The sequence below is a fragment of the Phyllobacterium sp. K27 genome, assembly GCF_054796155.1.
Genome location: NZ_JBTWND010000003.1, coordinates 92,320 through 104,775 on the forward strand (window position 1 = coordinate 92,320; position 12,456 = coordinate 104,775).

Annotated in this window: 9 protein-coding genes; 3 read left to right on the forward strand and 6 right to left on the reverse strand. The window is 51.4% G+C overall.

The genetic code is table 11. The annotated features are described in order from the left end of the window. Position 1: 1 nt before the first annotated feature. The 3 genes from ACYJL1_RS18270 to ACYJL1_RS18280 all read right to left on the reverse strand — a co-directional run bounded on the left by ACYJL1_RS18270 (position 2) and on the right by ACYJL1_RS18280 (position 5,187). Positions 2-2,137 carry a type I secretion system permease/ATPase gene (locus ACYJL1_RS18270; RefSeq protein ID WP_460898355.1) on the reverse strand — a complete coding sequence of 712 codons (2,136 nt, stop codon included), beginning with the start codon at positions 2,135-2,137 and terminating at the stop codon, positions 2-4. Positions 2,138-2,169: 32 nt separating this feature from the next. Then, positions 2,170-4,161, reverse strand: a complete 1,992-nt coding sequence (locus ACYJL1_RS18275) for a hypothetical protein (protein WP_460898356.1) — start codon at positions 4,159-4,161, stop codon at positions 2,170-2,172. 111 nt (positions 4,162-4,272) lie between these two features. Continuing rightward, positions 4,273-5,187 carry a hypothetical protein gene (locus ACYJL1_RS18280; protein WP_460898357.1) on the reverse strand — a complete coding sequence of 305 codons (915 nt, stop codon included), beginning with the start codon at positions 5,185-5,187 and terminating at the stop codon, positions 4,273-4,275. 583 nt (positions 5,188-5,770) lie between these two features. On the opposite strand from ACYJL1_RS18280, the gene ACYJL1_RS18285 reads away from it, so the two are divergent. Both ACYJL1_RS18285 and ACYJL1_RS18290 read left to right on the forward strand, forming a co-directional pair. Next, positions 5,771-6,595, forward strand: a complete 825-nt coding sequence (locus tag ACYJL1_RS18285) for a response regulator transcription factor (protein WP_460898358.1) — start codon at positions 5,771-5,773, stop codon at positions 6,593-6,595. A gap of 5 nt (positions 6,596-6,600) precedes the next feature. After that, entirely contained in the window at positions 6,601-7,083 is a 483-nt protein-coding gene (locus tag ACYJL1_RS18290; RefSeq protein ID WP_460898359.1) for a hypothetical protein, read from the forward strand. Between the two features lie 8 nt (positions 7,084-7,091). Here the strand turns inward: ACYJL1_RS18290 and ACYJL1_RS18295 are convergent, their stop codons facing one another. The 3 genes from ACYJL1_RS18295 to ACYJL1_RS18305 are packed head-to-tail and all read right to left on the reverse strand — an operon-like array spanning position 7,092 to position 10,368. Continuing rightward, positions 7,092-8,192 (reverse strand): hypothetical protein, encoded by a 1,101-nt coding sequence (locus ACYJL1_RS18295; protein WP_460898360.1) that lies wholly within the window; start codon positions 8,190-8,192, stop codon positions 7,092-7,094. 20 nt (positions 8,193-8,212) lie between these two features. Next, complete coding sequence (locus ACYJL1_RS18300) at positions 8,213-8,908, reverse strand: N5-glutamine methyltransferase family protein (RefSeq protein ID WP_460898361.1); 696 nt, start codon at positions 8,906-8,908, stop codon at positions 8,213-8,215. 14 nt (positions 8,909-8,922) lie between these two features. After that, positions 8,923-10,368 carry an oligosaccharide flippase family protein gene (locus ACYJL1_RS18305; RefSeq protein WP_460898362.1) on the reverse strand — a complete coding sequence of 482 codons (1,446 nt, stop codon included), beginning with the start codon at positions 10,366-10,368 and terminating at the stop codon, positions 8,923-8,925. A gap of 339 nt (positions 10,369-10,707) precedes the next feature. Here ACYJL1_RS18305 and ACYJL1_RS18310 point away from each other — a divergent pair, with 339 nt between their 5' ends. Beyond that, positions 10,708-12,273, forward strand: a complete 1,566-nt coding sequence (locus ACYJL1_RS18310) for a glucosamine inositolphosphorylceramide transferase family protein (protein ID WP_460898363.1) — start codon at positions 10,708-10,710, stop codon at positions 12,271-12,273. Positions 12,274-12,456 lie beyond the last annotated feature (183 nt).

Sequence of the window (12,456 nt, forward strand, 5' to 3'; positions counted from 1 at the left end):
TCTATTCACCCGCCTGTATTGTCTGTACGGGTTGCTTGGGTTTGTTCTTCTTGGACAGTGCTTCCAGCACAGTATCGCGCGTGCCGAACATTGTCACAGTGCCATTATTCAGCACCATGATCTTGTCGACGCAGTTTAAAAGCGCCGGCCGTTGCGTGATTGTGACAACAGTTAACTTGTTTTTTTTTGCATGAAACAGCGCTTTGGTCAGTGCGACGTCGCCCTGTTGATCCAGGTTGGAGTTTGGTTCATCAAGAACGACAAGGGTAGGATTGCCAAAGAAGGCACGTGCCAGGGCGATGCGCTGTTTTTGCCCTCCGGAAAGAGGCGAGCCATCTGCTGCGACAACGGTCTCATACCCTTGAGGGAAGGTCGCGATGAGTTCATGCACATCAGCAAGCACAGCCGCATCAAAAATAGCCTGGTCGCTTACATCCTCGCGCATTCGTGCAATATTGGCCTTGATGGTGCCGGGGAACAGCTGAACGTCCTGTGGCAGATAGCCGATATTTTCACCGAACTGCCGCTGATCCCAGTTGCGCAAGTCCATCAGATCCAGACGGACGCTCCCCGAAGTGGGGAGAATGGACCCCACAAGCATCTTTCCAAGTGTGGTTTTTCCAGCACCTGAATTTCCGATGACAGCCATGGATTCGCCGGGCATCAATGTGAAAGAAATGCCATTCAGGATAACCTTTTTGTTGGGCGGCGGAACATAAAGAATACGCTCAACATCAAGCCGACCTTGCGGATCGGGTAATCTTAAGCGTTCCATATTCAGCGGAGAATTCTGGAGAAGATTTCGAATACGGCCAAACGCCGATCGGAACTGGATAAAACTGTTCCAGCCCTCGATAGCACCTTCGATTGGTGCCAGTGCGCGACCCGCAATGATCGAGGCCGCAATTGCCATGCCGCCCGTGAGTTGGCCGTCAATCGCCAGATGCGCGCCCCAACCCAACATGGCGACCTGTGTCAGCAATCGCGAGCATTTGGAAATGCTGGCGAAAATGATATTCCGATCTTGCGCTCTGACCTGTGATTTCAAGGAGCCGGCCATGTCGCGCCCCCAGATGCGGACCGCTTCAGGAATCATGGCCAGAGCATTGATGATTTGCGCGTTACGCGACATGGAGTCGAGATGCAGCATCGCCCGGCTTTGGTAGTTCGTTGCCTCGGCAAATGACGCTGCAGTAGCGCGCTGATTTATGAAAGCAATAACAATCAGCAGCAAAGACGAAACAATAACGATATAGCCCAGATGCGGATGAATCAGAAATACGACAAGCAGGAATAACGGGGCAATTGGTGCATCGAAAAATGACAGCAAAGTGCCCGATGTCAGGAATGAACGTAGCTGCTGAAGATCGCCAAGTACTTGGTAATCCTTGCCATTGCCATGCAGGGACGCACGTGCGGCGGCACTCAGGATTGGAGCGCCCAGCTGCACAGCCACTTCGACCGCTGTCCGCATAAGAATGAACCGCCGGATTGCGTCGAGAACGACCTGCACAAGCACTGCGCCGACAATAACCACTGTAAGCATGACCAGCGTATCTGCTGAGCGGCTGGTCAGCACGCGGTCGGATATCTGGAACAGATAAATCGGAATCGCCAGGACAAGGACATTGAGAAAAACCGTGAAGCCCATGGCAATGATCAGGTTTCGGCGAACGGCATTGACGCCATTCTTGAAACTGTCGGCAAAGCTCGCCGCCGCTACCCGCTTGTGGAAACTACCCCCATTGCCACCATTGCCGACAATATTATTATTGCCGGAACCGTTGCCGCCAGATCCGTTTTCCCTTGGCGGCAAGACGCCACGATCCGCTTCAATAACCTTGCCGATACCCTCGCCGACGATGACTGGCACCGCAGCAGTCTCACTGCGGCTGGATGGTTCATGCGGATTTTTCTGTTCAGGCTTGTGTTCTGTTTCCTGTTTTTTGTCAGAGGTTGAAGGCGGTCGCGCTTCCTCTGGCGCCCTATCAATCCTGTCAGCAGCAACCTGAGAAATGGACTTCTCCATTTCGGCCAGCAAGGCATCAAATTCAATTCGATCCTGCTCACGCGTATTCAATGCCTGCCGCGACTGCTGCGAGATAACCCGCAAGTCAGTCTGTTCATCATATTTCATTGTTCTCGCGTCCCCCCACGCATTCTTTTTTTTTAGGCGAGAGCTGTTTGCATCACATCCACCGAATGCGTCGTATCCGACAGGTGAATTGGTTCATGATCGGTCGTTTGCGGCTGCATTGCCTCATCATCGAGAAATGCAACAACTTCATTGGCAAGCGGCTGACCCTGCCCTGCTCCCTGTTCAGGCTGCGCTGCGAGGATCTCTGCTTGAATAAGGATAGAGTCCGAGTATACGCCGCCGCCTGCATAGGATGTTCCATTGCCATGCCCACCATCAACGATCGTGGCGGTGTTGATCAGAGCATTCGAACCCGTGCTGATATCCCAGACTGTGTCATGAGATGCGGCTAGAAGAGCCTCTTCGTATTGGGCCACATAATCAGAATCGCCGAGAATATTTGTCTGGCTGATATAGTTCAGGTCATAGACATTGCCTGAGATGTACAACATCTTGAGCCCCGAAATGCCTTCGAGTGCGAGGTCAGATCGAAAACCGTCCGGCATGTTGTAATCGCCACCAGCCAGGCCGTCCATCGCATCCTTGTAATGATCCGGCAGCCCGGCAACCCAGTTCGTCGTACTCGCGCTTTGTATGCTGGCCGAGTTCCACAAAAGATTGTCACTTGTTGACAGTTGTCCACTATACGTGCCTGCCCCACTTCCAGTGGTAAGCGTGTCATCGTCAAAAAGCACATTGGTCTGAAAAATCAGGTTTCCGCTGTAGAGATGCCCCCCGATGATGACCAAATCATACGAATTATAGAGATTTGCGAGAGATGCAGTGTTCAGCATCCCGTTCGAGCCGGTCACAATCGTCGTGTAAGAGCCTGTTGACGTGAGCACATGCGCGTCATTGTCCGAGAGGAAATTATATTGTGATATCCAGTTCATCTGCATCAGATCTCCGTTCATGACGGTGACCTGCCAATTTTGCGGGAAAACAGGAGCCTCGCCTGTTGGAGGGGAAACCTGAACTTGCCCTGTATGCGAGATGAAACTGGCAATGTTCATTGCGTTGGTGGATGGCTGGCACAATTGCTGTTGGTTAGCAAACCCATTATCGAAACTGTCTGCGTCACTATAGGCATTGGTCTGGATAATGGCGTTGATATTGTAGTAGTTGCCAGCAACAGCGAAATGCGCGCCGGAAGTACCGGTACTATTCAGAACAACTTCATTTACCAGTATGTTGGAACCCGCCTCCAAAGAAACAGTGCCAACGATATCTTTCCCGTTAATGGTTGTTGTCTGGTGGCTTGTCGCAGGTGCTGGCGCGTTTGGTGTGCTCAGTTGCGCAGGCTTGTAATCATCCAGTACCGGTGCTTCCGAGGTTCTGGTTCCATTGAGGTAAACTCCCTCTGAGGGGGAACCGATCACTGTGACGTCCGGCGTTTCGGTCAACGATTCTACCGCGGTATTTATGCTATCTCTCTGATCGTCGAAAAATTGTGGCATACCGGAGGTAGTTTCAGGCAACTCGTCAGAAAATGATTCTGAAACAACCAATGCATCGACGGATAGACTGGCTAAACCGGAATTATCCCCCCAATGCAAGCCAACAGCGGAATGCTCGCCCACAACGACAATGTCGTTATCCTGCATGTGGCTGGTCTGCTGAAGCACAACGGATGTTTCTGGAACCTGCGGCCCAATGAAAGGACTGTGCTCGAACGGTTTACCATTGCCATGACCGGAAGATTGTATTGGGGCCAGCTTGTGAAGGAGGTTGTGTCCATGCAACTGCACATCAATTGGCTCGACGTTCACCCAAGGCAGTATGCTGTTCCCAATTGGTGTCCACGGCGCAGGAAGGTAGTTCACATCCGGCACAAACCCGGCGAGCATCAATTGCACCTGCGGGTCTGTTTCGACAGCCAGAATTTCGCCATGTGCATGCGGAGCATCCGGTGTGGCTTTGAATTCACGATATTCAAGGCGCATCTTCACTGCTTCAATCGACGTGCTGAAGTACCCGATGAAGTGCGCAATGGATTCTGAAATATGATCGCCAAATCCGAACATTTTTCTGATGGCTCCCGCCAATATGCTTTCTATATATTTGTACGGAAGAGTTGGTCTGCGCACATTGCGCGCAGACCATTTCTGAAGCAGGCAACTCGCCCGCTATATCGATCAAACGGCGTCTGTGTCGCCGGTCGATGTACTCGTGTACGAGCCGTTGATAACAGTGGCATCGAAGGCGTTCTGCTGCAGGTTTGCACCGAGTACGATTTCCTGAGTGAAAGCTGTCGATGTCAGGTTGGCTGCGGCACTTGCTGCACTTGAGCCCGATACGTCGTCGCCAGCGGCGATATCGCCGCTACCACCAGAGCCACCGTGACCACCACCGAAGAAGCTGTGGTTCATACCACCCCAGGCTCCATCATCAGTACCGATGCCATCACCTGCAGTCGCGCCACCGCCGGTTGCGGTCAGTGTGACAGTGCCGCTGTTTGTCTGGGTTATGCCGGACAGTGAATCATTGTCGACAAGATCAATAACTTGATTCAGTGCAAACCCCGTATCATTGCCGCCGCCACTGAAAGCGCCGTTAAGGACGTGGTCGAAGTTCACATCATTGCCGGGATCAAAGTCGATACTGCCCGACTCGGTGATAAAGATGTTATCAAAAGTATTGCCATGAAGATCAAGGTCGGCAAAGTCGTCATCAGTCGGCAAATAACCGTCTAATCCCACGCCAACATCTACTTTTACTTCTGTGTGCGAAGAATTGTTATTGGAGTTGGAATTGGAATTACCGTTGTAGCTCTCGTTAAGATTGCCGTTAAAGTTTCCATTGCCGTTCAGATTGCCGTTCAGATTGAGATTTTCTGAAGTTGAAGACTGATCCTGGCTTTGCCCTTGACCCTGGCCTTGGTCCTGACCCTGGCCTTGGCCTTGGTCCTGTCCCTGGCCTTGTCCCTGATCCTGGCCTTGTCCCTGTAGCTGTAAGGCCAAAGCAGCAGCAAAGGCTGAAGCATCGGCACTGGCTGACGCTGATGGGTCTACACCAGGATTCTGGTGATGATGATTGTTGCGATTGTTCATAGTTCGTCCTCCGGTATCTGCGGAGTAAAGACAAAACCTCTATGCATTTTAACGAGGTTACGATGCCCGTCCGACAGATGTTGATTTTTAAAAGCAGCAGTACTCTCAAGTTCGTGATAGAAAATCACGAACCTTGAAACTCAGAATACAGATACTCGGGTTTTATTTTCTTGGTTCCACCTACGTTACTCCGCGAAATCCAAGATGTCGTAACGGTATGACGCAAATGATGAGACCGAAAGCTACCACTTATATTTAGCTCTTGGTCGTATCAGGCAACGAGAGAAACTTACCGACGTAAGCAATATTATGGATTTCATTGCGTTTGAACGCTTCCGGGTTAAACAGACCCGCTCCTATTTGGAGCAAATCATGCACGGATTGGATGACGCGGCAGCAAATCAGTCTTTCTACGTCACGACCGCGTCACGCAATGTTTATTAACCCTTAAGTAATCAGAGCCTGTAGCGGGGGCTACACACACACTGATTAATGATCATGAGAAAAACTATTCAGATAACATCCAGAAAACAAAAGAAACCTCGGGAGAAATACTTCCCGATAAAGGGCGTAGGGGAATATCATGAGTGGAAACATACCACGCAAGCTTTCAGATCATATCAAAACTGATCAAACAGCAGAGAATGGGAAGGCCTTTAAAAGTTCGATTTTTATTTATGCCGAAGCCGGCGTAGTCTTTCAGGGGCTGGTGCAGTCACTGGAACGCACCTTCACAAATATCGATATCCATCTTAGCAGTGTCTTTACAGAAGCTGAGCCTTATGATGACGACATCCAGCTCGTTCTCATACATGCGGGCTTCGTGGCGAATTTCAGTGAATCGGCCTCACGGTGCAGGCAGCGCTTTCCCAACGCTTCCATCACGGTGATGATCGATGACAATGTAACGGGACTGGATGAACTCAACAGTCTGTTCGATAGCAAAGCAATCCAGGGTCTGCTGCCTTTCAATTTGAAACTGGACATATGGCTTGCAGTCATTTGGCTGATGTTGAATGGCGGCGAATATTACCCGCCTGAAATCAGTCGCCTGGCAGATCGAATGCGAGATGGCATGAACGGGCGAGCTCAAAGCAACCCTCATCAGCCGACCGACGGTGTAACGCGACCAATTAAAACGCTGACAATCCGTGAACAGCAAATTTTGGAGTTGCTCTCTGAAGGCCTGCAAAACAAGATCATTGCCGATCGCCTGACATTGTCCGAGCATACAGTTAAGGTCCATGTCCATAACCTTATCCGTAAACTACGGGTCCACAATCGCACGCAGGCAGCTGCCGTATACCGTAATACCAGGGATCAGGAGGCCTTCCAGCCCCCTTTTAGAGGTTACAAGGCGCCGGTAAGCCACTACGCAACTGCGCCAGAAATGGCCCGGGTTATGTAGTGTCCATGTCGCGGCTCGACGATGTCCTCATGCTGGTGGGCAAACTGAACTACACTTGGACCAATACCGAGAGTTTGTTCATCTATTTGATTGCCCACCTGCTGGATACCAACAAGGAAGCGGCAACTGTCATTTTCTTGACGCTTAACACGACACGAGCCCGCATTGATCTGATCGAACGTCTTGCAAAAATACATTCGACAACGCCAGAAACCAAAGCTGCGGTTCTTAAAATCACCGCCAGAATGACCCGTGAGCAACGCCTGCGGAACAAGTATAACCACTGCATATACTCATTTGACGAATCCGGGCGAACCGCATCAACTCAGTTGATGCGGATTGTCGATATGGATGAGAACCTGAAATACGGAAAAGTTGAAGCACTCGATGATGCGGAAATGTTGCGGATTCAGACAACAATCGACTCCATTGTCGATGTCAACAAATCCATATGGGGCTTCATGAAGGCGAACAACATAAATTTGTAGTTCCATTCTCAGAAGAATTCATCGCCATTCAAACGGTTCCAGCCTTCACCAGCAAGTCCGTTGAAGAACGCATCTCCTCTTGAAAAAACCTCCACAATGTTGGCGTCCCGCGCATGCACCACGGTGGAGGAGCGTTGAAAAAAAACGCCCTGGCGGGTCATCATGGCTTCCATAAGCTGTGGTTGTGAACGGGCCCGAACCGCAATTGCACCTATGGAATTTGCATAGCAGAGCAGGCTGTCCAATATGGCGGACTCATGCCCTCTCGAGGCAATGATTTGCAGCACGCGTGCGGTTTTTCCACGATCGCCATGAAACAGGTAAGCACCGAGTGGAGCGCCATTCCGGCCCGTTACAACTCTACTGTGCATGGTGCCATAGGTCGATTTATTGCGCGCGGTTGCCAGAACCTCGCTTAAAGCGGCTGGCTCCCAGTCCGGCCTCAATAGGTAATCTTTCAAACAGGATGTGATGAGCGGCACCAGCCTGTCCGGCCCAATGTCACAGTCGCTCACACCGTGAGGTGCCTCTGGCATACCGGTTTTCATAAGGCGGTGCGCAATGACATCGAAAGACCACGATAGCACCTTGGCATATTTCAAAGGTTTGAACCGCTTCGATGCCGTTTCCACAAAGAAGGCGGCAGGACGTAGCACGCGTATCCACTCCAGACTGTATCCTGGCAGAATCTTGCCACGCAGCTTGCGCCACATAATCCGTGATGTTTCGTTGGCCGTTTCGCTCAATGAGATATCTTGCGGACCGGCAAGAAAAGCGCGCAACAGGCGTGCACCGGCAAGCGGATCTGCCTCATGATCTTCCACCATCAACGGGCCGCAAATTGCTGCTTGCAACGATGCATTTGCGAAAGTCATCTTCAAGGGAAGAGCCCCGATGAAGCCCGACAGCACTCCATCTCCGCGAATATGCACTTGCGAAATGATATTCGTGGTGTTGTTTGGATCAAGGTAAAGTTCGGATAGATAATCCGCTAACGATGACGGAAGAGTGGCATGCGCTGGTTTGAACGTGCGCAAGAACATGGCCGCCACCGCAGGAATATCCCGGGATGCCAAGTTCCGAACCTCACTGAATGCCGCGCCGTCCATACAACGCTCTCCATCGCCTGCTATCTTGTTCGTGCAACTGCGACACGGGGGACCCCCGCTTCATTGTCGACAAACGAAATTTGTTCATATGCCCCTGATCGTGACAGCAGATGAGCCACCTGCTGATGCTGGCCTTCGCCGAACTCAAAAGCCAGAGAACCGCCGGACCGCAACACAGCCACGGAATCCCGAACCAGCCTTTGAAGTATGGAAATCCCGAAAGGACCACCGTCAAAGGCCTCACGCGGCTCGTCTACAAGAAGATGGGCTAGTGCTTCGTGCAATCGCTTGGCGGAAATATAGGGCGGGTTGCATACAACCAGATCGACTTTTCCAGCCAGATCTTTCCCGTCAAATGCACCTAACAAATCGCCCTGATAGATTTCGACACGGTCCGAGAGACCCAGCCTCATCGCATTGTGCCGGGCAGCACTCACCGTTTCATCGGTCAAATCCGCACACATGACCTTTGCCGAGGCAACTGCGCCTGCAATTGCAAGCCCAAGGTTTCCCGAACCGCAACACATATCGATCACGAGGGGTGATCCCATGCCCGCGAGCATGTCGATGACTGTCCGACCGAGCAACTCGGTCTCTTGTCTGGGCATCAGCACACCGGTCGCAATTTCGAGCTCTACGCCAAGAAAACTGTGAAGTTTCATTTGAGCGGGAGCGGCCAATATTGTGTCCGTATTCTTCATGGTCGGCTGCATCATGACTCTCTTCAGCTTTAGAGGTTGGATTCGCTCGGCACTTTCACCTTCTTCCAGGCAAAAGTGTTGTTCACTTTAAAAAAGCAAATGTAGAGCGTGGCGAGCACGCCGGTATAGATCAGGGCACCTGTTAGAATTTGAAGTCCAAGGTCCAGTTCAGGCGACAGAGATAACCGGGAAACCCAGAAAATGCCTGCGATCATCGCGATCAGGCTTGGCACAATAATAATGCTGTTGGTGCCTACCCGCTTCCAGTTAACTCCGCCATAATGGCTCTGCAGCCACACAGTTATGCATATCGTTATCATGCTTGCCATGACCTGCCCGATAGCAACGCCTACTATACCAAAGGGAACTGCTCCCAGCAGAAACACCACGGCGACAACAACGTTACAAAGCGAGATCAGCGGCAAACGTCGTACTTGCCCCGTCAATGACAAGACCGGCTCGGTGAGTACAGCCGGACTGTATAGCATGTACATCAAGGCGAGCAGAGCAGTCAGCGGCGCTGCCGGATGCCACTGCTCTCCCAACAAGAGAACCACCAGTTTTTCCGATATCAGCGCAAGGCCAATAAAAACCGGAGCAGCAAGGGCAAGCAGGAATGGCAACAGCAAGGTCGCTTCTTTTCCCACACTTCGTTTGACTTCGGAAAGATTCTGATCGTCCCGGACTGTACGCCGAAGGCTGACCCAGGCGATCAGACGGCTCGGCTCGTCCATCATATCGGCAAATGATGACCCAAGCCGTTCTGCCACCCGGTAGTAACCCACGCTTGCCGTACCGAAGAAAATACCGATCACAAACGTGACTGCATAGGTATGAAAATAAGCCACCATGCGGGTCGCAAGTATGTAGCGGGAAAACGCAGCGAGTTCCTTCACTATTGACCAATGAAGGCGCGGGCGAGGTATCCACTTCGTCAGGATCATGGCACAGCAGAGATATGTAATCTGCATGGAAAGCTTGCCCACCGCCAGGGCAAATATTCCCCACCCCGCGAGCAAACCGGCCAATGTTACCACCAGCCCGATGCCTTCGCCGATCATAACAAGAATGGAGTGCGTTTCAGATCGACTTTGACGAACCAATAAACCGGCATAAACCGCGCTGAAGGTTGCGAATATGACCCAGACCGAGAAGATGGCGAGAATTTCAGCCGCCAGCCTCATCTCGAAAAATTGGTCCATCGCTCCCGAAACGCCAAAGCCAATCGCCATTGCTGTTGCTCCGCTGGCCAAAGCCATTGTAGCGATCTGGTTGAACAGCGAGATATCCTCACGGCAGCTCATTATGAACTCTCGCGAGCCAGCTTCGGCAATACGGGTCAACAGGATGGCAATAGCCAGGATCAGGGTGTAGATACCAAATTCTGCTGCCGAGAGCGTTCGCGCGGCCAGAACGAAAACAACAACTTGCGCCAGCTGAGCACAGATGCGCGAAGCCACGGCCATAAACCCCATTACGGCTGCTTTCCTGGCAGTAAGCCTCTCGGCAGATATCTGAGAAAACTGTTTCAGCGTGATGTCCCCGGCATTTGCTTTGAACGCTCGGATTGGCTCTGCACAGACACGTGTCGCGTGCACACAAAGTTCAACCAGCCTGTAGAAAGCGATTGCCCTATCAATACCAGATGGCCGGTTTCGTTTCAGGAACTACCCCGCTAATCAATTAGATTAGGCATTCTGGACGGACGCTTGCGAAAGTGGAACATTCGGTCCAGGGCCGCCCTCAACCCAAGAGAAATTTGCGCATTTAAACGCAGTCCGGGGGGCTGATGAGCGCGGCGCAAGGGGGACACAATGTCTACAAGGCTTCGCATCGGCATCATAACCGATTCCTTCGGGCGGCTACAGAATTGGGAAATCAAGCTCATCAAAGGCATCCTGAAGTGCAGCGAGTTTGATCTGACAGCAATCATCGAAACCGGTCCGGGTGCGGCGCGCGAAGCATCATTTGCCGGACGGTTTATTGACAGACTGGAACAGCGCATATTCGTCAAACAACTGCACTATCCCCCCCAACCATTTGGAAACAAGCAATATCGGATTCCTGTGCCCTTGCGGGCCGGTCGTGACGGACTGCTCGATGTAAACATCGATGTGGCAGTGCGGCTGACTGCAAAAGCTCTCCCGCAGGCATGCCTGGGGCAGATTGAGTTTGGCGAATGGTCACTCGACTTTGTTGACAATGCAGCCAATGGACACGACTGGACAGGCTTTTGGGAAGTTAAAGAGCGTGCCGCTCTGACCCTTGTTCAATTGGTAGCGCACCTGAACCTGGAACCGCAGCCTCTTGTTATTGCAAGCGCACGCTATAACACAAAGTACAGCGCGGCACTGAATGGTGCATTCACCAAGGAAAAGTCCGTCCTTCTCCTTCTGCGCGAGTTACGCAGATTGGCTGAAACGCGCAAGCTGGTCACAAGCTCCACCATGCCACCTGTTAAAGCACGAACCGCCCCGCAGCTTGGCGATTCCATGGCATATCTGGGGCAGCTTGGCCGAAACATCTGCGAGAAATTGGCGATACGCACAAGGGCGACAGTTGGACTTAATGCCAGGAGCTGGGGAGTCTATATGGGTGATGGGAGCATTGAGAATTTCGCTCCCGACAAGGCCAAACCCCTCAAGCTTGCTGATGGCATGTGGGCAGCTGATCCTTTTCTGTTTCGTTGGCAAGACCAGGACTATGTCTTTTTCGAGTGTTTCCCGGACAACAGCCAGAATGCCTGGATATCCGTTGCACGTCTGTCCGGAACGGAAGCCGAGTTTCTCGGTACCTGCCTGCGTACGAGTTACCATCTTTCCTATCCATTTATATTCAACAACGGTTCCGACATTTATATGATTCCCGAAACCCACCAGACAGACCGGGTCGAGATATGGCGGTGCACGCAATTTCCACTGAGGTGGGAACTTCACTCGACAGCGCTTGAAGGCAAAAGCCCAGCTGACACAACGATGTTCAAGGCAAAAGGACAATGGTGGCTGCTGACTTCTCTATCGGATCATCACACGTTCATGGATCACTCCAGCGAGCTTTATGCCTTTGCCGTTGACGGGCCAGATCTGAAAACCGTGATCCCTCATAAACGCAACCCTGTCATTATTGGCAGTGACATCGCCCGAAACGGAGGCCGGGTTCATATAGTAGGTGATCGGGTTTTCCGCCCGTCTCAATGTAATTCTCATGGGGTTTACGGCTACGGACTTAATATCCAGGAAATTACACGACTGGATGCTGAAGATTATGCGGAAGAAACTATAAAATTGGTTAGACCCGACTTCATGAACGGTATTGTTGGGTGTCACCATCTGGATACGCTCGGAACCCGATTCGTAATAGATTTATGCAAGAGTAAATAAAGCTTAGATTTCAACGACCGCCGCACACTCCCATCCGGACGAAGCTGCGTCGAATCAAGCGCGCTCGATGGCAGTTAACGGAATTAGCTCTAATTTTAATGAATATTGCTAAGGGTACAACATGTCCCTTTAAGTACTATTAATTATTGACGCAAAACGTTTATACTATAGTTTATTTGTATA

Coding starts and splice junctions, on each gene's coding strand:
- ACYJL1_RS18280 (WP_460898357.1), bottom strand. CDS start 5,187: ATGAACAATCGCAACAATCATCATCACCAGAATCCTGGTGTAGACCCA.
- ACYJL1_RS18285 (WP_460898358.1), top strand. CDS start 5,771: ATGAGTGGAAACATACCACGCAAGCTTTCAGATCATATCAAAACTGAT.
- ACYJL1_RS18310 (WP_460898363.1), top strand. CDS start 10,708: ATGTCTACAAGGCTTCGCATCGGCATCATAACCGATTCCTTCGGGCGG.
- ACYJL1_RS18305 (WP_460898362.1), bottom strand. CDS start 10,368: ATGGGGTTTATGGCCGTGGCTTCGCGCATCTGTGCTCAGCTGGCGCAA.
- ACYJL1_RS18295 (WP_460898360.1), bottom strand. CDS start 8,192: ATGGACGGCGCGGCATTCAGTGAGGTTCGGAACTTGGCATCCCGGGAT.
- ACYJL1_RS18300 (WP_460898361.1), bottom strand. CDS start 8,908: ATGATGCAGCCGACCATGAAGAATACGGACACAATATTGGCCGCTCCC.
- ACYJL1_RS18270 (WP_460898355.1), bottom strand. CDS start 2,137: ATGAAATATGATGAACAGACTGACTTGCGGGTTATCTCGCAGCAGTCG.
- ACYJL1_RS18275 (WP_460898356.1), bottom strand. CDS start 4,161: ATGTTCGGATTTGGCGATCATATTTCAGAATCCATTGCGCACTTCATC.
- ACYJL1_RS18290 (WP_460898359.1), top strand. CDS start 6,601: ATGTCGCGGCTCGACGATGTCCTCATGCTGGTGGGCAAACTGAACTAC.